Below are 21,046 nucleotides of genomic sequence, written 5' to 3' on the forward strand. Positions count from 1 at the left end.
CAGATCTCGCTCCATGATTCGGCACGCTAGCGGCGCGGCGCGGTCGATAGCCTCCAACAACTCCGCTCTCGGCGCTGCGCGCCGGGCCGCTCCCCACCACCTCGGCGACGGCTATCTGCGCCACACGATACGTGTGGCGCGGTCGATAGCCTCCGTGCATGGGCGAACGAGAGCATGTCGAGACGCGTCTCTTGCTCGTTCGCCACGGCCAGTCCACATGGAACGCCGAGGGTCGCTGGCAGGGCCACTCCGACCCGCCGCTCTCACCGCTCGGCGAGCTTCAGGCGAGCGCTGGGGCCGCCACGGTCACCGAGCTCGGCATCACCGCGGTGTTCAGTTCCGACCTGCTGCGAGCGCGCCGGACCGCAGAGCTCCTTGCACCACCGGAGATCGTGGTGGTCGTCGAGCCGGCGCTGAAGGAGCGCAACGTGGGGGAGTGGGAGGGGCTGACGCGAGGCGAGATCGACGCGCAGTTCCCCGGGATGCTCGACGCGCGCGAGAGCCCGCCGGGTTTCGAGAGCGACGAGTCGCTGGTCGGGCGCGTCTTGCCCGCGCTGGAGACGATCGCCAGCGGGCTCGCCGCTCGCACGTCCGTGCTCGTCGTCACCCACGGCGGCGTCATCCGCAGCCTCGAGCGTCGCCTCGGTGCTCCATCGGCCCCGGTGCCGAACCTGGCCGGCCGGTGGGTCGTCATCGCCGGTGCAGATCTCGTGCTCGGCGACCGCGAGGTGCTCATCGATGCCGACGACGCCACGTTGACGGTCCCCACGGAGGAATGACGACACCCGCTTCTGTCGCCGGTACGATGGTCGGTCCCCTCGAGGCAGGAAGTTGCCGTTGTCTCACCCCGAGCTGGCGTCCGAACAGCTCTATGTCGACGCCGCCTACGTCCGACTCGACGCCATGCGCGACGCCGCCCGGCGCGTCGCCGAGGGCTTTGCCGACATGGGCGCGGGCGGCACGCATCAAGCCCGCCTCGAGCGGGATGCCGCCTTCGACGTGACGCGGCGCCGACTCGCGGCGCTCGACATCGGCGATGCCCCGCTGTGCTTCGGGCGCGTCGATCTCGCATCCAACGGGTCCGTCCCCGCCGAGCCGGCCCAGCCGAACGGCGACTCGGCTGGCGAGTCCACGTACTACGTGGGACGGCTGTCGGTGACCGACGACGAGCAGGTGCCGCTCGTCGTCGACTGGCGGGCGCCGGTCGCCGAGCCCTTCTACCGGGCCACGGCGATCGAGCCGATGGGGGTGGCCCGCCGCCGCCACTTCCTGACCAAGCCGGGACTCGGGCGCGAGCTCGTCGGCCTCGACGACGAGGTGTTCGATCGCGACGCCGTCGAAGCGTCGGGGATGACCGTGATCGGCGAGGGGGCGCTGCTCGTCGCACTCGAGCGGTCGCGCACGGGCCGAATGACCGACATCGTCGCGACCATCCAGGCGGAGCAGGATCAAGCGATCCGCGCCGGTCTCCCTGGCGTGCTCGTGGTGGCCGGCGGGGCGGGCACCGGCAAGACCGCGGTGGCCCTGCACCGCGCCGCCTACCTCCTCTATACGTACCGCCGGCAGCTCGCGTCCCAGGGTGTGCTGCTCGTCGGACCCAGCACAATCTTCCTGCGCTACATCGACCAGGTCCTGCCGTCTCTCGGCGAGGAAGATGTGCAGCTCGCCACGCCGGCGGGCCTCAAGCCGGCGTACCGGGTCGGTGCGCAGGACGCGCCGGCGGTGGCCGTCGTGAAGAGCGACGTTCGCATGGTCACGGTGGTTGCTCGCGCGCTCCGAGACCGCGAGCACCCGCTGGCGAGCGATCTGGTGGTCACGGTCGACGGCATCCGCCTCCGCCTACGCCGAGGGGCGTCGGCGCGCATCGTCGAGCGTGCCAGCCGTCAACGCGGTACGCACAACGAGAAGCGCCCGCGGGTCGCACGCGCGGTGATCGATCAGCTGAGCGAGCAGTACCGGCGCGCGCTCGGTCCGGCCGCGCCCGACGATCCCGAATGGGATCACGAGCTCCACGATCGATTGCGCCGACTCCCGGAAGTGCGCGCCGCGCTCGAGCGGATGTGGCCCGTGCTCACGGGTGGCGAGCTGATCCACGACCTGTTCTCGTTCCCGGCGCTGATTCACTCCGCGGCCGACGGTGTGCTGTCGCGCGACGAACAGGAAGGCCTCCACCGGCCCCGTTCCGAGAGCGTGCGCGAGGTGGCCTGGACCGACGCCGATCTCGCGCTCGTCGACGAAGCCGACGCGCTGCTCGGTTCGCCGGAGGCGGCGCGGCCGCGACGACGCGCCCGACGCCGCGGGAGCGACGACGCGGCCAACCGGGTCGTCGCCGAGCTGGGAGTCGGTGGCTTCATCACCGGTGCTGAGGTCGCGCGCCGCTACGGCAGCGACGAGCCAACGGCCAAGCCCGACGATGACGACCCGCGTACGTTCGGCCACGTGCTCGTCGACGAGGCCCAAGACCTCTCGCCGATGCAATGGCGCATGCTCGCCCGCCGCTGCCCGACCGGTTCCATGACCGTGGTCGGCGACTTCGGCCAGTCCAGCCGCGCTGGCGCGGCGACGAGTTGGGACGCCGTGCTCGAGATCCTGCCCCAGCGCGCACCGTCCCACATGGTCACACTCACGGTGAACTACCGCACACCAGCGGAAGTCATGGAAGTCGCGCACCGGGTGCTGGCCGCGGGTGCTCCCGAGGTCGCGCCCACACGAGCCGTCCGGCGAACCGGGGAGTCGCCGCAGTTCGAGCGGGTCGATCCCGGTGCACTGGTCGAGGTGGCCGCACGCGCCGCGCGTTCGGTCATCGGCGAGGGCACGGTGGCGATCGTGGCGCCGCCCGACGTGCACTCCGCATTGGTCGACGCGCTCGCCGATATCGGGGCGGTCGCCGACTCGGTGGAGGCGCTGGATGCCGCCGTTGCCGTGCTCACGCCGGTGGACGCCAAGGGCCTGGAGTTCGACCACGTGGTGGTCGTCGAGCCGGCGCGCCTCGTTCCGCCCGACGCGCCCGGGCTCCGGATGCTCTACGTCGCGCTCACGCGAGCGACGCGGCGATTGTTCGTGGTTCACTCGGAACCGCTGCCGGAGTCGCTCGCGGCGACCTCGACAATCGGCGGCGCGCCGGTCGCGGCGTCGTAGGCAGGGGCCGACCATGACGAGCATCAGCAGCGCCGATCTCGACCACACGGCAGCCGCCGTGGCGTGGAACCTCGAGGACCTCGTCGATGACCGTGGCGACGCCGGCGTCGACGCGCTTCTCGACGAGGCAGCGGCTCTCGCCGACGAGCTGGCCGATCGTTGCCGCGGTCGACTCGCCGAGCTCGACGCGGTGGGCCTGGCCGAGCTGATGCTCGGGGTGGGTGCGGTCGCGGAACTGCTGGGCAAGGCCGGCTCGTACGCAGGACTGAAGTTCTCCGTCGATACGACCGACCCTGCTCTGGGGGCGCTGATGGCGCGCACCGAGGAGCGCGCAACCGCGATCTCCAACGAGCTCCTCTTTGTGGAGCTCGAGTGGGCTGCGTTGCCCGACGAGCACGTCGAGCCGTTGCTCGTTGCTCCCGAGCTCGAGTTCTGCCGGTACCACCTTGCGGCGGCGCGTCGTTATCGCCCGCACCTGCTCACCGAGCCCGAAGAGCGCCTTCTCAACGACAAGGCGGTCACGGGCCGGAATGCGTGGGGGCGGCTGTTCAACGAGCTCATTTCGACGATCGATCTGGACATCGACGGCGAAGCGGTCGGGCTCGAAGAAGGCTTGTCGCGACTCATGTCGCCCGACCGCGCCGTTCGGCGTGCCGCGGCCGACGGTGTGAGCGCCGGGCTGGCGCCGGGGCTGCGGACCCGCGCGTTCGTGTTCAACACGCTGCTGGCCGACAAGTCGACCGATGACCGGATCCGCCACTATCCGAACTGGCTCGCGAGCCGCAATCTCGACAACCAAGCGAGTGACGAGTCGGTGCAGGCACTGGTAGAGGCCGTCGTGCACCGCTACGACATCCCGCAGCGCTGGTACGCGCTCAAGGCGCAGCTGCTCGGCCTCCATCGTCTGGCCGACTACGACCGCAACGCGTCGGTGGGCGACGCCGAGGCCACATTCGCGTGGTCCCATGCTCAGGAGCTCGTGCTCGACGCCTACGGATCCTTCTCTCCCGAGATCGCCAGCATCGTGCGCAGGTTCTTCGACGACGACTGGATCGACGCTCCGGTGCGCCCAGGAAAGCGACCGGGCGCGTTCTGCGCGTACACCGTTCCGTCGCATCATCCCTACCTCTTGCTCAACTGGACGGCGCGCCGGCGCGACGTGCTCACGCTCGCGCACGAGCTGGGCCATGGGGTGCACGCATACCTCGCCCGCGATCAAGGCGTGTTCCACCAGGCGACACCACTCACACTTGCCGAGACTGCGTCGGTGTTCGGAGAGACGGTCACGTTCGGTCGGCTCCTCGCCGAGACCACCGATCCGTCCGAGCGACTTGCACTCGTCGCCGAGAGCCTCGAGGGTCAGATCGCCACGGTCTTCCGCCAGACCGCGATGAACCAGTTCGAGGATCGCGTGCACACCGAGCGGCGGGAGCGCGGCGAGCTGAGCACCGACCGCTTCGGCGAGCTGTGGTACGAGACCCAGACCGAGATGCTGGGCGACGCGGTCGAGATCACCGACGGTTACCGCTCGTGGTGGTCCTATGTGCCGCACTTCATCGGCACGCCTGGCTACGTCTACGCGTATGCGTATGGGCAGCTCTTGGCGCTGAGCGTGTACCGCCAGTACGAGGAGCGCGGCGCCGAGTTCGTCCCTGCGTACCTCGACCTGTTGTCGCGCGGGGGCTCGGCGCCGCCCGAGGAGCTGGGCAAGGTCGTCGGCGTCGATCTCACCGATCCGTCCTTCTGGGACGGCGGCCTCGAGATCATCGAGGAGCAGCTCGACGCGGCGGAAGGCGCGGCGCAGGCGGCCGGGCGGCTCTAGAGGCGGCCGAGCTCCTGGCGGAGCTGGTCGAGACCCATCGGGCCCAGCTCGAGCGCCCGTGAGTGGAATGTCTTGAGGTCGAAGCCGTGTGTCGCCCTGCGCTTCGCTTCGTCGCGGCACTCGAGCCACACCCGCTCGCCCACCTTGTACGAGATGGCTTGTCCAGGCCACCCGAGGTACCGGTCCACTTCGCTGGTCATGAACTCCTCGTCGAAGTGGCTGCGTTCGATCACGAACGGCAGCGCGAGATCGGGGGTCCAGCGCTCGCCGGAGTGAAAGCTCTCAGTGGCAGGGATCGGGAGCTCGAGGTGCAAGCCGATGTCCACGATCACGCGCACCGCGCGCATGGCCTGGGCGCGCAGCATGCCGAGCTCGAACGCCGCGTCGTCGAGGTAGCCGAGCTCACCCATGAGTCGCTCGGCGTACAGCGCCCACCCTTCGGCGTGACCCGAGTTCGACGCGAGCGTGCGTTGGAACCGGTTCAGGCGATCGGCCAAGTAGCGCATCATCCCGATCTGGAGGTGATGACCCGGCACCGCCTCGTGGTAACAGGTGGACACCTCGCCCCAGAGCGGGAAGCGGGTGCGCCCGAGCGTCGGGTACCACGTGCGTCCGGGGCGCGCGAAGTCTTCCGACGGTCCGGTGTAGTACATCGCCGCCGCACCACCCGGCGGAGCGATCATCGCCTCGCAACGCATGATCGCGTCGGGGATGTCGAAGTGCACGCCGCCGAGCTCCGCGATCGTGCGGTCGATCAGCTCTTGCAGCCATTCGCGCAACGCGTCTTCACCCTCGATCATGCGCGTCGGATCGTTCTCGAGGTGCTCGATGACCGCCGGCAACGGCTCGCCGGGAAGGATGCGTTCAGCAGCGGTGCGCATCGCGTGTTCGATGCGCGTCAGCTCCTCCCAGCCCCATTCGTACGTCTCGGGCAGGTCGAGCTCGGTGCCGTTGAACACCCTTGCCCAGAGCGCGTAGCGCTCGGCGCCGACCGCGTCGTGTTCCGACGCGGCCGGGAGGTACTCGCCCACCAGGAAACGCCCGAGCGCGGCATACGCGGCGGTGGCTCGGGTGGCCACGTCGTCGAGCCGGGCGCGCAGGGCTGGGTCGTCGATCCTGGCCGTGTCGTACTCCTCGACCAGCCCCAGGAAGAACGCCGTGTGCGAGTCGTCGAGTCCGCCCCAGGTGTCGGCCTGACGAGCACACGCCAGGACCTGACGTTGTGCGGCCACCAGGTTCCGGTTCATGCCCTCGCGCAGCGACGCGATGAGCGTGTCGAGAGAATGTGGAACGGCGGCCGCACGCGCCGCGATCGTTTCCCAATCGGTGACGGTCTCGCGCGGCATCAGGTCGAAGCAGATTCGTACTTCGGACACCGGGCTCCCGATGACCCGCAAGGCCCGGAGGTCCTCGCCGGCCGCGGCGAGATCGATCGTTGCCACGAGGTGGTGGCGCAGCACCTCGGCCGCGATGCGATCGAGGTCGTTGCCGAGGGGAGCCGCATCGAGATCCCGGAGCACGCTCTGCGCGTGCAACCGACGTTCCTCGGCGCCGTCGGGGGAGTAGTCGGTGAGCTCGGTGTCGTGTCCGGGGATGCCTTCGAAGGTCGCGGTCACGGGGTCGAGCGCGGCGAAGCGATCGACGAAGGCGTCCGAGATCTCGTTGACGGTGGTGGTCATGGGGCGATGCCGAGCATAAGCGGCGCCGTTCAACGTCGCCTCGCAGCGCGTCCGGGCCCGAACGTGCCACGATCGTCGCCGTGAAGACCGGAATGCGCGCGTGACCAACCTTGCCGGCGCGCATGTCCTGATCACCGGGGGTTCGAGCGGCATCGGTCTCGCCACGGCGGATCACGCGCTCAAGCGCGGTGCGCGGGTGTCGCTCGTGGCCCGGGACGCCGAGCGCCTGGCAACGGCTGAGGACGCGCTTGAGGCTGGGATCGGTGACGCGACCCGGGTGGCCGCCGAGCCGGCTGACGTGACCGATCCGGACGCGTTCGAGTCGGCGTTGTCGTTGTTGTCGGCTCAGTTCGGCCCGGTCGACGTGCTCATCACGAGTGCCGGCGGGGCGCGCCCCGGCCACTTCGAAGAGCTGCCGGCGAGCGTGTTCGAAGAGCAGATGGCGCTCAACTACTTCGGCACTCTTCATCCCATCCGCGCGGTCGTACCGTCGATGATCGAGCACGGGCGCGGTCATCTGCTCCTCGTGTCATCGAGCGCTGGCATCGTCGGCGTGTACGGGTACGCGGCGTATTCGCCAGCGAAGTTCGCGGTCCGGGGGCTTGCCGAGACCCTTCGGTCAGAGCTCAAGCCATTCGGCATCGTCGTTGCCTGTGCGTATCCACCCGACACCGACACGCCGGGACTTGCGCGAGAGGGTGAGACGAAGCCCGCGGCAACTGCCAGCATCTCGGCCACGATCAAGGTGCGCTCCGCCGACAAGGTGGCCAAGGGCATCGTGTCGGGCATCGAGCGGAACCGGCTCGTCATCACGTTCGACTCGTCGACCGCCTTGCTCGCCCGGGTCGGCGGGCTCGTGGGCCCAGTTGTCCGGGCAACCATGGATCGACATGTCCGGCGTGCGAATCGAAGGCGCTCGACCACCCAGGAGTAGGTTCAAGAGCGTGGCGGAGCCAGAGGCGAGCGCCCGTGCCGCAGGGCCGAGAGCGGATATGAACGACGAGGCCACCCGCACGGAGACCGACAGCATGGGGTCGATCGACGTGCCTGCCTCGCGTTATTGGGGTGCGCAGACCCAGCGATCGCTGCATCACTTCTCGATCGGTGACGATCGCATGCCGAAGCCCGTCATCCGGGGGATGGCCGTCCTCAAGAAGGCCGCCGCCCTCGTGAACCAGGATTTGGGCCAGCTCGACCATGAAGACGCCGGTCTCATCGTCCGGGCGGCCGACGAGATCCTCGCTGGCGTCCTCGACGATGAGTTCCCGCTGTTTGTCTGGCAGACGGGTAGCGGCACGCAGACGAACATGAACGTCAACGAGGTGATCTCGAACCGCGCCATCGAGCTCGCGGGCGGCACGATGGGATCGAAGACCCCGATCCATCCCAACGACCATGTGAACATGTCGCAATCCTCCAACGACACGTTCCCTGCGGCCATGCACATCGCGGCGGCGGAGGAAGTCGTGCATCGGCTCATCCCGGCGGTCCGTGAGCTCCGCGACGCGCTGGCCGCGAAGTCCAAGGCGTTCGCCGACATCGTCAAGATCGGTCGCACCCACCTCCAGGACGCGGTGCCGCTCACGCTCGGTCAAGAGTTCTCGGGATACGTCGCGCAGCTCGACGCCGATCTCGATCGCATCGAGCTCGCGCTCCCGGGTCTGTACGAGCTGGCCATCGGCGGCACGGCCGTCGGGACCGGTCTCAACAGCCCGCCGGAGTTCGCGGATCGAGTTGCTGCGAAGATCGCCGAGCTCACGGATCTGCCCTTCGTCTCCGCGCCCAACAAGTTTGCCGCGCTGGCCGCACACGACGCTGTCGTCTTCGCGAGCGGCGCGCTCAAGACGCTCGCCGCGTCACTCATGAAGATCGCCAACGACATCCGCTGGCTCGCGTCGGGGCCGCGCGCCGGTCTCGGCGAGCTTTCGCTCCCGGAGAACGAGCCGGGCTCGTCGATCATGCCCGGAAAGGTGAATCCGACCCAGAGCGAGGCCATGACGATGGTCTGCGTGCAGGTGCTCGGGAACGACACCGCAATCGGGATCGCGGGGTCGCAGGGCAACTTCGAACTCAACGTGTTCAAGCCGGGGATGATCTTCAACTTGCTCTCCTCGGTCGGTCTGCTCGCCGACTCGTGCACGAACTTCCGCCGCTTCGCCGTGGAGGGTCTCGAGGCCAATCGGGACCAGATCGAGGAGCACGTGCGCAATTCGTTGATGGTCGTCACCGCGCTGACGCCGCACATCGGCTACGACAAGGCCGCCGAGATCGCCAAGCACGCGCACCACAACGGCACCAACCTCAAGGCGGCGACCGTGGCCCTCGGGCACCTCACGGCTGAGGAGTTCGACCGCCTCGTGCGCCCCGAGCACATGACCAAGCCGGGGTAGCACCCCGCCTCGGGCATTCCCGATCTGCTTGGTCGGGAATGCCGGGCGCCGTCCGCGCTGTTCCAGGCCATGTGACGACAACCGATCGAGCCACGCTTCCCCTGCTGCCCCTCACCACCGGGGTGGTCCTCCCGCAGATGGTGGTCACGCTCGCCCTCGAGAGCGACGAGGCCCAGGTCGCGGCCGACGCCGCCGGCACCACCGAGGGCAACGGCCTGCTCCTGCTCGTGCCGCGCATCGAAGGCCGGTACGGGAAGGTGGGGACGGTCGCCCGGATCGAGAGCGGCGGTGAGCTACCCGGCGGTGTGCGTGCCGTCGTGTTGCGCGGTCTGCATCGGGCGCAGGTCGGCGTGGGCGTGGCGGGCACCGGCGACGCGCTGTGGGTCGAGGCCGAAGAAGTGGAAGAGCCCTCCGAGCCGTCGGAGCGGTCCCGCGAGCTCGCGCGGGAGTACCGCGCCATCGTGGCGATCATCGCCGAGCGCATGGGGGCCGGCCGTCTGCACGAGGCGCTCCAGGGCGTGACCGAACCCGGCGCGCTCGCAGACACTGCGGGTTGGTGGCCCGATCTCGCGCTCGAGCGGAAGCTGGAGCTGCTCGAGACGCTCGACGTGGAGGAGCGCCTCGAAAAGGTTCTCGGTTGGGCGCGCGACGCGCTCGCCGATCTCGAGGTGGCGGAGAAGATCCGCACCGAGGTCTCGGACGGGATGGATCGTCAGCAGCGTGAGTTCCTGCTGCGCCGGCAGCTCGACGCGATCCGCAAGGAGCTCGGCGAGGGCGACGACGACGCGGTGTCGGAGTATCGACGCCGCATCGAAGAGGCTGCGCTGCCCGACGCGGTGCGCGAATCGGCGATCCGTGAGGTGGATCGGCTCGAGCGGGCGGGGGAGCAGGGCCCTGAGCAGGGTTGGATCCGGACGTGGCTCGACACGGTGCTCGAGATCCCATGGGGCACGCGGTCCGAGGACGCACTGGAGCTGGATGCCGCGCGCGCGGTGCTCGACGCCGATCACACAGGGCTCGACGACGTGAAGGATCGCATTGTCGAGCTGCTCGCCGTCCGTCGTCTGCGCGCGGAGCGCGGCATGAGCGATGTGCCCGGACGCGGCGTGGGTGCGATCCTGGCGCTGGTCGGTCCTCCCGGCGTGGGCAAGACCTCGCTCGGTGAGTCGATCGCGCGCGCCCTCGGACGCGAGTACGCGCGGGTGGCGCTCGGCGGTGTGCGCGACGAGGCCGAGATCCGCGGTCACCGACGCACGTACGTCGGCGCCCGACCGGGGCGCATCGTGCGCGCGCTGACCGAGGCCGGGACCATGAACCCGGTGATCGTGCTCGACGAGGTCGACAAGCTCGGCGCCGACTGGCGGGGAGACCCTTCCAGCGCGTTGCTCGAGGTGCTCGACCCCGCGCAGAACCACACCTTTCGTGACCACTACCTCGAGGTCGACCTCGATCTGTCCGACGTGCTGTTCATCGCGACGGCCAACGTTGCTGAGACCATCCCCGGGCCGCTGCTGGACCGGCTCGAGGTCTTGCGCCTCGATGGCTACACCGAAGACGAGAAGGTCGCGATCGGTCGGGAGCACCTCCTCGCGCGCCAGCTCGAGCGCAACGGGCTCGAGTTGCGCGACGTCGAGATCTCCGACGAGATCCTGCGCCTGGTCGTGGTCGACTACACACGCGAAGCGGGCGTGCGCAACCTCGAGCGGGAGCTCGGAAAGTTGCTACGCAAGGTCGCGGCGCGGGTCGTTGGCGGCGAGGACGCGCGACCACTCGACGTCGACGAAGAGGTCGTGCGCAAGGCGCTCGGACGAACGCGCTTCTTCCCGGAGGTCGCGGAGCGGGTCGGCGCGCCGGGCGTGGCCACCGGGCTCGCCGTGACCGGCACCGGCGGCGACGTGCTGTTCATCGAGGCAACGACCATGGATGGTGAGCCCGGGCTCACGCTGACGGGTCAGCTCGGTGACGTGATGAAGGAGTCAGCCCAGATCGCGCTGTCGTACGTTCAGGCGCACGCGAGTGCGCTCGAGATCGAGGACGCCAGGGCGCGGCGTCGCGTGCACGTGCATGTTCCGGCGGGCGCGATCCCCAAGGACGGGCCGTCCGCGGGAGTCACGATGACGGCCGCGCTCGCGAGCCTGCTCACCGGACGGGCCGTGCGCCCCGACGTCGGCATGACAGGCGAGGTCACGCTGCAAGGGCGTGTGCTGCCCATCGGCGGCGTGAAGCAGAAGGTCCTCGCGGCGCAACGGGCCGGGCTCACCACCGTGATCCTCCCGGCGCGCAACGGTCCCGACCTCGACGACGTGCCCGAGGCTGTGCGCGACGAGCTCACGTTCCACCTCGTCGACGACGTCGGTGAGGTCCTCGCGCTCGCGCTCGAGCCCGAGTCCCACGCCGAGGCGGCGTAGCTCCCCTACTCGACGGCGACCGCGGCGGCGAAGTCGAGTTCTTCGCCAGGCTCGACGGGGAAATGGCAGGCGACGAACTGCTTGGGCCGGATCTCGCGCACCTCGGGCTCCTGCTCGGTGCACACGTCCTGCGCCTTCGGGCACCGCGTCCGGAATCGGCAGCCGCTCGGCGGGCTCATTGGTGACGGCAGCTCGCCCCCGAGGATCTTGTCGGAGTCGGGACGCACCTCAGGATCCGGTTCGGGGATCGCGGCGAGCAGCGCGGCCGTGTATGGATGCGCCGGACTCGCGTACATGTCATCGGGCGTTCCGAACTCGCAGAACTTCCCGAGGTACATCACGAGCACGCGGTCGCTCACGTTCTTCACGACGGCGAGGTCATGGGCGATGAACACGAGCGTGAGCCCGTAGCGCTCCTTCATGTCGCGTAGCAGGTTGATGATCTGGGCCTGCACCGACACGTCGAGGGCCGAAACCGGCTCGTCGCAGATGATGAGCTTCGGCTCGGTCACGAGCGCGCGGGCGATCGAGATGCGCTGGCACTGCCCACCCGAGAACTCGTGCGGCCGACGGCCGCCGTTGGCGGGATCGATGCCGACGGTCTCGAGGACCTCTTCCACCTTCTTGGCGCGCGATTCGTCGTCGCCAATCTCCCAGATCTCGAGGCCCTCGGCCACGATGTCGCGGATCTTCCGGCGCGGGTTCAGCGACGAGATCGGGTCCTGGAAGATCATCTGCATGCGTGGGCGCATGCGCCGCAGCTCCTCGCCGTGCAACGCGGTGAGCTCGACGCCGTCGAGCTTCACGCTGCCCGAGACCGGCGGCGGCAGTTGGATCACTGCGCGACCGGTCGTTGACTTGCCACACCCCGATTCACCGACGAGCCCGACCGTCTCGCCCTCGATGATGTCGAAGCTGAGGTTGGAGACGGCGTTTACCTTCAGACCCGAGCGCCGGCCGCCGACCGGGAACTCCACGACGAGGTGCTCGACGCGGAGCATGGCTTCTCCGTCGGGCCGGAGGTGCGCCGTGCCGCTCCCTGCCATCAGCTTCCCCCGGACGTCTTCGACATCGTCATGGCCTCGGCTGCTGCCAGCGCGTCGGCGGCCGCGAGCGCCTTGGCGGCCGCGATTCCCTCGCGGCGGTTCTTCTCGAACGCCTCATTGCCCTCAGGTGTGCCGACCGGGAACCAGCAGCGGAACTCGTGCCCGCTCGTGGGGCCGGGCGTGAGCGGCGGCTCCTCTTCGTGGCAACGGTCCTGCACGTACGCGCACCGTGGTGCGAACTTGCAGCCTTTGGGCGGGTTCACGAGGTCAGGCGGCCGTCCGGGGATCGTGGCCAGCCGCGTGTGGCTCTCGTCAGCGAGCTTGGGAATCGAGGAGAGCAGTGCCTGCGTGTACGGCATCTTCATCTCGCGGAAGAGCACGTTCGTCGGTGCCTTCTCCACGATCCGGCCGGCGTACATCACCGCGATCTCGTCGGCGCGTCCGGCGACCACCCCGAGGTCGTGCGTGATGAGCACCAACGCCATGAAACGCTCGCGCTGCTGCTCGGCCATGAGGTCCAGCACCTGGGCTTGCACCGTGACGTCGAGCGCCGTCGTCGGCTCGTCGGCGAAGAGCAGCTTGGGTCCGGCTGCGAGTGCGACCGCGATGCACACCCGCTGGCGCATGCCGCCCGAGAGCTGGTGCGGGTACTCCTCCAATCGACGGTGCGCTTCGGGGATGCGCACGGACTTCAGCAGGTTCTCGGCGAGCTCCTTCGCGAAGTCCTTCTCCACGTCGAGGTGCTGGCGGATCGACTCGGTGATCTGCTTGCCGACCTTCATGACCGGGTTCAGGGAGGTCATCGGGTCCTGGAAGATCATCGACATCTGCGAGCCCCAGTACGCGCGCATCTCCTTGGGGGTGAGCGCGATCAACTCGTGACCCTCGAAGCGGACCGATCCCTCGCGAACGAGACCGCGGCGGGGGAGCAGGCCCATGACCGAGCGGGAGAGCACGGTCTTGCCGCTGCCCGACTCGCCGACGATCCCGATCGTCTTGCCCCGCTCCAACGTGAACGACACACCATCGACCGCCCGCACGAGTCCGCGATCGGTCTCGAAGTAGGTCTTGATGTCGACCACCTCGAGCAGTGGGCCCTGGTGCTCCTCGGTGAAGCGGGCGTCGGTCAAATCCCCGCCTCCCGTACGTCGAAGCGCGCCCGCACCACGTCACCGAGGTAGTTGAGCGAGAGCACGGACAAGAAGATGAGGATCGCAGGCTCGATCACGACATGGGGTGAACCGGCGAGCAAGAAGCCGCGGTCGAGCGCGATCATGTTTCCCCACGACGGCGTCGGTGGCTCGACGCCCACGCCGAGGATGCTCAAAGCGCCCTCGGCGACGATCGCAACGGCGATGCCGAGCAACGCGATGGAGAACATCGCCGGTAGCACGTTGGGGAGCACCTCTCGGATCATGATGCGCAGGTTCTTTGCGCCCTGGGCGCGGGCCGCGAGCACGAACTCGCGCTGTGACCAGGTCAGCGCGCTCGCACGGGTGATGCGGCCGAGAAGGGGGATCGCCACCACGCCGATGGCGATGATCAAGATCAGCTCCCTCGGCAGGCCTGTCCCGCCTCCGCCCGCCGCGCTCTGTGTCGCGAGGAACGCAACCAGCGCCAGCGCGAGGATGATGGCCGGGATCGAGAGCAGCACGTTGAAGAAGCCCGTGAGGACGGTGTCGATCTTCCCGCCGAAGTACCCGGCGAGCATCCCGAGACTCCCTCCTATGGCGAAGCCCAGCGCCACGGCGCCGACTGCGACGACGAGCGACGTGCGGGCGCCATACACCAGGCGCGCCAGCATGCTGCGGCTGTTGCCGTCGCCCCCGAGTGGGTAGCCGCGAGCAGTGCCCTCGTCGGCAAAGGGTCCCCGACCGGCGATGTCGCACTGCTCGATCTCGCGGCCGAGGCGGACGGCCGTCGGGCACGGACGGTCGAGGGTGATCGTCTCGGAGGGGTCGCCGACCGGCAGCACGGGCGCGAGGATCGCCATCCCCACCATCAGCGTGAGCCAGGCGATGGCGAGCCACGCGCCGAGACCGAGCGTGCGCTTGCGCTGCTCGGCTCCGGCCTCGATCGCGGCCATCGGGATGAGCCCACCTTCGACGACGAATCCCTCGCGCTCGGCGTCGAGCAGCGCCTTGCCGGTGGGCGCGACGAGCACGTCGCCGCCGCTCGGCTGGCCGACGCTCTCGGGCGTGTCAGCTGGCGGCGCGGGCACGACGGATCCTTGGGTCAACGACCGTGTAGAGGAGGTCGACGAGGAAGTTGACGAGGACGAAGAGCGCGGCGATCACGAGGATCAGGCTCTGGAGGGTCACGTACTGCTTCGTGTTCAGGGCGAAGACGATGGCCTTGCCCATCCCGCCGAGGTTGAAGATCACCTCGACGACCACCGCGCCGCCGATGAGCGTTCCCACGTTGAGTCCCGCGACCGTGAGAAGTGTGATGCTCGACGGGCGCAGCGCGTGGCGCCAGAGGATCCGGCGGTCGGAGATGCCCTTCGAGCGGGCCATCGTGATGAAGTTCTCCTGGAGAGTCGCGATCATGTCGCTGCGCAGCAGTCGCATGTAGATAGCGATCTGCCCAACGGCCAGCGTGACCGAGGGCAGGATCATGGTCTTGATGTGCTCGCCGAAGTTGCCGGTACGGCTCGAGTCGAAGATCGGGTCGAGCCACCCTGGCTCGTACCCGACGCTGGGTAACCATTTGAGCTCGGCACCGATGATGAACGACAGCAGCAGCCCCAGCACGAAGTTCGGGAGCGCGAGCAGCCCGAAGGCGGTGGCGTTCAGGCTCCGGTCGGCCCGGGTGCCGGCGCGGTACGCGGTGAACACCCCGAGCGGGATGGCGAACGCTAGCGCCAGGATCTGCGCGTAGAGCATGAGCTGGAGCGAGACCGGCAGCGCGGTCTTGAGCGTGTCGGTCACGGGCCGACCCGAGCCGTAGTCCTTGCCGAGGTCGAACGTCGCGACCTGGGCCAGGTAGTCGACGTACTGCTTGGGGAGCGAGTTGTTGAGGCCGAGGTCGCGACGGACCTCTTTGGCCCGCTCGGCTGCCACGGAACCGGGCAGCCGCCGCGTCGGCACGAGGATGTCGACCGGGTCGCCCGGGATGATGCGGATCAGGAAGAACGTGAACGTGGCGACAAGCCACAGCACGATCAGGAACTGGATCAGCCGCGAGGCAATCATGCGCAACGCGAGCGCTCCGTCCTCATGTCATGTCCCGCACATCACGCGAACCGTTGGGTGGCTCCTACCCCTTCGCGATCCCCAAGACCGGGATGCGGCCGTAGACGAACAGCGGTTTGCCGCCGCCGTCGGGCAGCTTCGGCAGCTTGACCTTGACGTTCTTCGCCGAGCCGATCGTCCAGTCCACATACCACATGGGCAGGATGTACACGTTCTCCGAGATGGTCTGGTTCACCGTCTCGTAGAAGTCCGTGCGCTCGTTGATGTCTGCCGTGAGGCGTCCGGCCTGGAGGGCGTCCTCGAGCCCGGCGTCCTCGACCCTGCCGAAGTTGACGAGCGAGCCGTCCCCGAACCACGGGACCAGATCGACGTCGATCATGTTGGTGGCGCCGCCGTGCTGGTTCCGGAAGAGGAACAGGCCGAAGTTTCCGGCGATGGCGTCGTTGATGAACGAGGCCTGCGCCGCGGTCGGCGGGAGAGTCACCGTCATCCCCGCCTTCTCCAGTTGCTCCTTGACGATCTGTGCCTCTCGCACGTTCGACGGGTCGCTGGTGTCGGCGAGCAGCGTCACGTCGAAGGATCCGGTGGCGTCGATCACCTTCTGGACGAGCGCCTTGGCCTTCTTGAGGTTGAACTGCGGGATGCCGGCGTCGGGCAGGTACCCGGGTGCATCGACGTCCATGATGCCGTCGGCCAGGGTGAACAGACCCTTGTTGGAGATCTGGTTGATCTCGTCGCGATCGATGGCGTACGCGACGGCCAGGCGACCGTCGAGCGTGTCGAACGGCGGCTTGGCGCTGTTCATGAAGTAGTAGCGGACCTCACGCACGCCCGGCTTCTGGACGACCAGGTTGAAGTCGCTCTTCACCTTGTCGAGCTGGAGGATCTCTTGCGCGGCGTCGAGGTGCAAGACGTCGAGCTCACCGCCTCGGAGCGCAGTGAGGCGCTGGGCGGACTCGGGTACCGGCACGAAGGTGAGCTTGCTGGCCTTCGGGTAGCCCTCCTGCCAATAGTCGGGGTTGGCGTCGAGGACCGTGCTCTCGCCCGGCGTCCAGCACCCTTCGTTGCACACAAACGGGCCGGTCCCGATCATGGTGGTGGCGCACTCGTCGCCCAGGTTCAGCTGCGCCGGCGCAACGATGCCGAACCGGCCGGTCCCGTAGAGGTACGAGGGGTACTGGGGCATCGGCTGCGTGAGCCTCACCAGGACCGTGAGGTCGTCGACGATGTCGTTGCTCACCAGGAGCTTCTGGAGGAAGCTCGAGAAGAGCGGCGCGCTCTGCGGTGCGCCCGGTTCACCGGAGTACGTGTCGAGGTTGAGCTTGAGCGCCGTGGAGTCGAGCGGCGTGCCATCGTGGAAGGTCACGCCTTCACGCAGCTTGATGGTGTACTCGGTGAAGTCGGCGTTGGGCGTCACCGCCTCGGCCAGGTACGGCACGTACTCGCCCTTGGTGTTCGGCACCATCAGCGTGTCGTAGACCGCCGCCGCCACCTGGATGCCGGAGATGGCGAGCTGCGACCGGGGCAGGCAATAGCCGTTGGCGGTGTCGGTCTCGTTCTCGAGCCCGAACGTGATCTCGCCGCCACTCCCTGCGCCGTGGGCACGGCGGTCGGGTGCGGACGCGCCGCCCGACGTGGCGAACGTCGTGCTCACGAGCGCCAGCGCGGCAACCGACGCGGCCAAGCGGGCGAGGCGTCGCCGAGATGCGGTCCGGTGCGAGTCGATCACCATTGATCCCCCGTGGGAGCCGGGTCATGCCCGGCGTCTGTGTCGTGCCAGAGCCACGACGGGATGTGACCCCCGTCACGTCGCCAGCACTCTAGAAGGCCCGGCCGCGCTGTCAATCGCGGGGCGGGGCCAGGGGTGGGTGGTGTCTGGCCTGCGATGCTGTGGCCCGTGGTGGGCGAGGTCGCGCTGGCGGTGGCGGGAGTGGTGCTGATCGGCGCCGTGCTCGACTCGGCGCTGCGCACCTTCGTCCTCCCTCGAGGTGCACGAACCCCCCTGACGCGTTGGGTCTTCGTCTCCCTGCGGGCGCTGTTCGATCTCCTGGCCCGTCCGGCCCGCTCCTACGAGCGCCGCGATCGGGTCATGGCGCTGTACGCCCCGATCGGGCTCCTGAGCCTCGTCGGGGTCTGGGTCGTGATGGTGATCACCGGGTTCACCTTCATCTTCCGTGCCGTCAGCGTGGAGTCGTGGACGCGCGCCTTCGAGCTGAGCGGCTCGTCGTTCCTTACGCTCGGCTTCGTGAGCCCGCCCAACGATCCCGGCGACTACATGATCGTGTTCGCGGAGGCCGCGGTCGGGCTTGGTGTCTTGGCCCTGCTCATCAGCTACCTCCCGACCATCTACAGTGCGTTCTCGCGTCGAGAGGTGCTGGTCGCCAAGCTCTCGGTGCGCGCCGGTGAGCCGCCGTCGGGGGTCGAGATCCTCATCCGGGCCCAGACGATGCAGCGGTTCAACCTGCTCGACGAGTTCTGGACCGAGTGGCAGACGTGGTTCGCCGAGCTCGAGGAGACGCACACGTCGCTCGGCATGCTGAGCTTCTTCCGCTCGCCCCAGCCCGACCGGTCGTGGGTGACCGCCGCCGGGTCGGTGCTCGACGCGGCCGCGCTCTACAACTCGGTGCTCGCCGTGCCCTGGTCACCGAACGCCGGCGCGTGCGTGCGGGGCGGGTTCCTCGCCATGCGGACCATCGCCGACTACTTCGGCCTTCCGTACGACCCCGACCCGGCGTCAACCGATCCGATCAGCATCGCCCGCGACGAGTTCGACGCCGCGTGCCGCTCCTTCGAGGAGGCGCGCCTGCCGATGAAGGACGATCGGGATCAGGCGTGGCGCGACTTCCAGGGCTGGCGCGTGAACTACGACGCGGTGCTGCTTGCGCTCGCCGGTCTGACCATGGCGCCGTACGCACCCTGGTCGTCGGATCGCTCCCTGGCCCGGCGGGCTGGGCTGATCAAGCGCCTGGCGAGCCGACGCCCTCGAACAAGGAGGTCTCTCTCAGATCCGACGGCGCCCCCCGCTTGATGAACCATTCGATGCCGAACGCTTCCCGGAAGAACTCCGGTGGCATCGCAAGGAAGAAGTGCGACTCGCCGACTTGGCTCGCGTGCTCGGCGAGGGCGGCGCGCTTGAGGTCGGCGAATTCGCGCACGTCCACCGTCGTCGTGATCAGCGCCTCGGGCACGCCGATCTTGATGTCCTCGGGATCGGTCACGCCGTCCGGCATCTCGATGCCGGAGTCGGCCAGCTCCGCCGCATGCGCCTTCATCATCCGCCGGATGGCGTCGGCGTTCATGGTCGTCTCGTAGACGCGGGGCGTGCCGGCAATCTCCGCCGCGCGCACGCCCACGCGGTGTACCTGGATGTGGTCGGGGTGCCCGTAGCCGCCGTTCTCGTCGTAGACGACGAGCACCTCGGCGTCCTCGTCGCGCAGGATGGAAGCCAGGCGATCGGCCGCCTCCTGCACGTCAGCTGACCAGAAGGAGCCCGGCGCGTCGTTCTCGGGCAGACCGGCCATCCCCGAGTCGTGGTACCCGAGAAACTCGACCCTCGCGATCCCGAGGATCTCCGCGGCCCGCGTCACCTCGTCCACCCGCCGATCCGTCAAGGTCTCCCCGGGGTCGAGGAAGCCGTCGGGCACCTCGCCGAGCTCGCCGCGGGTTGCGAGCACGAGCACCACCCTGCGCCCGGTCGACGCCGCTTGTGCGATCACGCCGCCGGTGGCGATCGTCTCGTCATCGGGGTGGGCGTGGAAGCACACCAGGGTCCCGGCCATCTCCTCATGGTCGCGCGCCGGTCGGCGACGCCAGGCCAGTCCTGGCGGGCCCTCGGGGCTGACCTGACGTGAGCGTCACACGATTCCTCGCTAGAGTGCCGCCCAGTCGTCGACCGTTGGGTCGATCGAACCAGGGGGGAATGGATGCGCCGAGTCTTGGCCGTCATCACGGTGTCGTTGGTCGTCGCCGCGCTCGTCGGGACCCAGGTGGTCACCGCGGGTGCTGGCGGGGGTGGGAAGGTTCCCGGCGTCACCAAGACAGAGATTCGAGTGGGCGGCTACGCCAGCCCACCGAACGACACGCTGAACGTCGCGTACCCGGACGGGTTCGATGGCACCGAGGCGTACTTCGACATGATCAACAAGAAGGGCGGGGTCTTCGGCAAGAAGCTGAAGCTCGTCGAGAAGGGCAGCGACCAGGGCCAGGCGTCGACCGGCGCCATCACCGTGCGCTCGCTCGTGGAAGAGAAGAACGTCTTCGCGGTGCTGCCAATCATGACGAACTCGTTCACGTTGGGCGGCAAGTACTTGAGCGACAACAACGTTCCGGGCTTCGGCATCAACGTCGAGCCGGCATGGTGCGGCACCGCCGACGAGCAGGCTGTCATTGAGCGGGCGCTCATCGATAACAACGAGATCCAGCAGTGCCCCCGCGACAACCTGTTCGGCGAAAAGGGCTCGTTCCTGTGCTTCGAGTGCCCAGGCATCGCCCCGTCGTACATCGCTCTGGAACGCGGATACACGAAGGTGGCGGTGTTCGGCTACACGCACATCTCCTCGCGGAAGTGCGTCACCGGTGTGAACCAGGGCTTCGAGAAGTTCGGCATCGAAGTCGCGCACTCCAACGCATCGCTCGAGTTCGGCTTCAGCATCGCCGAGGTCCAGGCCGACGTTCAGGCCATGAAGGATCAGGGCGTGCAGTTCGTCGCCACTTGCATGGAGTTCAACGGTGGCTTCAAGCTCTCGCAGGGCCTCAAGCAGGCGGGCGTCGACGACGTCGTCTTCTACGCACCTGAGGGCTACAAGCAGTCGACGCTCGACGACGCCGGCGACGCGCTCGAGGGTTGGATCTTCCGACTCGGCTTCGCTCCCTGGCACGGGCAGGACCTGCCCAAGGGGACGAAGGCGTTCCTCAAGGCCATGAAGAAGAAGGGTGTCGAGCCCAGCGAGCACAACCAGGCGGGCTGGATCAACGCCGCGCTGCTCGTCGAGGGCATCAAGGCTGCCGGCAAGAACTTCGACCGACAGTCGGTGATCGACGCCATCAACGGCATCACCGACTTCACCGCCGACGGCATGCTGCCGCCCATCGGCTGGCAGCCGAGTGGTGGCGGTCACGGTGCGGGTTACGAGGCCTGCGACGTGTACGAGGAGGTCCAGGGCGGCGAGTTCGTCACGATCTTCGGCCAGCCGGGCCAGCCGTTCGTGTGCTTCCCGCTCACGCCCGCGCTGCCCGACACGCTCGAGCCGTACTACCGGCCGCTGAAGTCAGGGGAGACCGCGCCGACGTTGGTGCCGGAAGCCGCTGTCCAGCCCTGACCAACAACACGAGGACGTTCCCGACGGTGACATCCGGCATCGGCAAATAGG

The 21,046-nt window shown here is 68.5% G+C and carries 15 protein-coding genes; 8 read left to right on the top strand and 7 right to left on the bottom strand.

The features are described from left to right. Positions 1 to 158 precede the first annotated feature (158 nt). Genes WEE69_05575 through WEE69_05585 form a run of 3 tightly spaced genes read left to right on the top strand, consistent with a single transcriptional unit; the run spans position 159 to position 4,960 of the window. Positions 159 to 779, top strand: a complete 621-nt coding sequence (locus WEE69_05575; GenBank protein ID MEX1144756.1) for a histidine phosphatase family protein — start codon at positions 159 to 161, stop codon at positions 777 to 779. A gap of 52 nt (positions 780 to 831) precedes the next feature. Beyond that, positions 832 to 3,138 (top strand): UvrD-helicase domain-containing protein, encoded by a 2,307-nt coding sequence (locus tag WEE69_05580; GenBank protein MEX1144757.1) that lies wholly within the window; start codon positions 832 to 834, stop codon positions 3,136 to 3,138. A 13-nt stretch (positions 3,139 to 3,151) separates the two neighbouring features. Next, entirely contained in the window at positions 3,152 to 4,960 is a 1,809-nt protein-coding gene (locus WEE69_05585) for a M3 family oligoendopeptidase (GenBank protein ID MEX1144758.1), read from the top strand. Here the strand turns inward: WEE69_05585 and WEE69_05590 are convergent. After that, positions 4,957 to 6,639 carry a DUF885 domain-containing protein gene (locus tag WEE69_05590; protein MEX1144759.1) on the bottom strand — a complete coding sequence of 561 codons (1,683 nt, stop codon included), beginning with the start codon at positions 6,637 to 6,639 and terminating at the stop codon, positions 4,957 to 4,959. The two genes, WEE69_05585 and WEE69_05590, sit on opposite strands and share 4 nt — an antisense overlap. 100 nt (positions 6,640 to 6,739) lie before the next feature. On the opposite strand from WEE69_05590, the gene WEE69_05595 reads away from it, so the two are divergent. Genes WEE69_05595 through lon form a run of 3 tightly spaced genes read left to right on the top strand, consistent with a single transcriptional unit; the run spans position 6,740 to position 11,437 of the window. Further along, on the top strand, positions 6,740 to 7,573 hold the full coding sequence (locus tag WEE69_05595; protein MEX1144760.1) for an SDR family oxidoreductase: 834 nt from the start codon (positions 6,740 to 6,742) through the stop codon (positions 7,571 to 7,573). Positions 7,574 to 7,631: 58 nt separating this feature from the next. Continuing rightward, positions 7,632 to 9,029: a class II fumarate hydratase gene (gene fumC, locus WEE69_05600; GenBank protein MEX1144761.1), complete on the top strand. Its 1,398-nt coding sequence runs from the start codon at positions 7,632 to 7,634 to the stop codon at positions 9,027 to 9,029. Positions 9,030 to 9,067: 38 nt separating this feature from the next. Continuing rightward, a complete protein-coding gene (lon, locus tag WEE69_05605) occupies positions 9,068 to 11,437 on the top strand; it encodes an endopeptidase La (protein ID MEX1144762.1) in 2,370 nt (789 codons plus the stop codon). A 5-nt stretch (positions 11,438 to 11,442) separates the two neighbouring features. On the opposite strand, the gene WEE69_05610 is transcribed toward lon, so the two are convergent. The 5 genes from WEE69_05610 to WEE69_05630 form a co-directional block, all read right to left on the bottom strand. After that, the gene (locus WEE69_05610) at positions 11,443 to 12,483 is read right to left on the bottom strand and encodes an oligopeptide/dipeptide ABC transporter ATP-binding protein (GenBank protein MEX1144763.1); all 1,041 of its coding nucleotides are present in this window, start codon (positions 12,481 to 12,483) and stop codon (positions 11,443 to 11,445) included. Beyond that, positions 12,483 to 13,613: an ABC transporter ATP-binding protein gene (locus tag WEE69_05615; GenBank protein MEX1144764.1), complete on the bottom strand. Its 1,131-nt coding sequence runs from the start codon at positions 13,611 to 13,613 to the stop codon at positions 12,483 to 12,485. Before WEE69_05615 ends, WEE69_05610 begins: the two co-directional genes overlap by 1 nt. Next, entirely contained in the window at positions 13,610 to 14,704 is a 1,095-nt protein-coding gene (locus WEE69_05620; protein ID MEX1144765.1) for an ABC transporter permease, read from the bottom strand. The genes WEE69_05615 and WEE69_05620 overlap by 4 nt, the downstream gene beginning before the upstream one ends. After that, on the bottom strand, positions 14,685 to 15,677 hold the full coding sequence (locus WEE69_05625) for an ABC transporter permease (protein ID MEX1144766.1): 993 nt from the start codon (positions 15,675 to 15,677) through the stop codon (positions 14,685 to 14,687). Before WEE69_05625 ends, WEE69_05620 begins: the two co-directional genes overlap by 20 nt. A 64-nt stretch (positions 15,678 to 15,741) precedes the next feature. After that, entirely contained in the window at positions 15,742 to 17,409 is a 1,668-nt protein-coding gene (locus WEE69_05630) for an ABC transporter substrate-binding protein (protein MEX1144767.1), read from the bottom strand. A gap of 132 nt (positions 17,410 to 17,541) precedes the next feature. Between WEE69_05630 and WEE69_05635 the strand changes: the two genes are divergently transcribed. After that, entirely contained in the window at positions 17,542 to 18,705 is a 1,164-nt protein-coding gene (locus WEE69_05635; protein MEX1144768.1) for a hypothetical protein, read from the top strand. Here WEE69_05635 and WEE69_05640 read toward each other — a convergent pair. After that, the gene (locus tag WEE69_05640; GenBank protein MEX1144769.1) at positions 18,635 to 19,456 is read right to left on the bottom strand and encodes a PIG-L family deacetylase; all 822 of its coding nucleotides are present in this window, start codon (positions 19,454 to 19,456) and stop codon (positions 18,635 to 18,637) included. The two genes, WEE69_05635 and WEE69_05640, sit on opposite strands and share 71 nt — an antisense overlap. 144 nt (positions 19,457 to 19,600) lie before the next feature. On the opposite strand from WEE69_05640, the gene WEE69_05645 reads away from it, so the two are divergent. Beyond that, on the top strand, positions 19,601 to 20,995 hold the full coding sequence (locus WEE69_05645) for an ABC transporter substrate-binding protein (protein ID MEX1144770.1): 1,395 nt from the start codon (positions 19,601 to 19,603) through the stop codon (positions 20,993 to 20,995). The last annotated feature ends 51 nt before the right edge of the window (positions 20,996 to 21,046 follow it).

Source organism: Acidimicrobiia bacterium (genome assembly GCA_040881685.1).
Taxonomy (GTDB): Bacteria; Actinomycetota; Acidimicrobiia; order IMCC26256; family PALSA-555; genus SHVJ01.

Bases quoted from the DNA above. Each gene is read 5' to 3' on its own strand.
- WEE69_05575 (MEX1144756.1), top strand. From the start codon at position 159: ATGGGCGAACGAGAGCATGTCGAGACGCGTCTCTTGCTCGTTCGCCAC.
- WEE69_05585 (MEX1144758.1), top strand. From the start codon at position 3,152: ATGACGAGCATCAGCAGCGCCGATCTCGACCACACGGCAGCCGCCGTG.
- WEE69_05590 (MEX1144759.1), bottom strand. From the start codon at position 6,639: ATGACCACCACCGTCAACGAGATCTCGGACGCCTTCGTCGATCGCTTC.
- fumC (MEX1144761.1), top strand. From the start codon at position 7,632: ATGAACGACGAGGCCACCCGCACGGAGACCGACAGCATGGGGTCGATC.
- lon (MEX1144762.1), top strand. From the start codon at position 9,068: ATGCCGGGCGCCGTCCGCGCTGTTCCAGGCCATGTGACGACAACCGAT.
- WEE69_05610 (MEX1144763.1), bottom strand. From the start codon at position 12,483: ATGGCAGGGAGCGGCACGGCGCACCTCCGGCCCGACGGAGAAGCCATG.
- WEE69_05625 (MEX1144766.1), bottom strand. From the start codon at position 15,677: ATGATTGCCTCGCGGCTGATCCAGTTCCTGATCGTGCTGTGGCTTGTC.
- WEE69_05630 (MEX1144767.1), bottom strand. From the start codon at position 17,409: ATGGTGATCGACTCGCACCGGACCGCATCTCGGCGACGCCTCGCCCGC.
- WEE69_05640 (MEX1144769.1), bottom strand. From the start codon at position 19,456: ATGGCCGGGACCCTGGTGTGCTTCCACGCCCACCCCGATGACGAGACG.
- WEE69_05645 (MEX1144770.1), top strand. From the start codon at position 19,601: ATGCGCCGAGTCTTGGCCGTCATCACGGTGTCGTTGGTCGTCGCCGCG.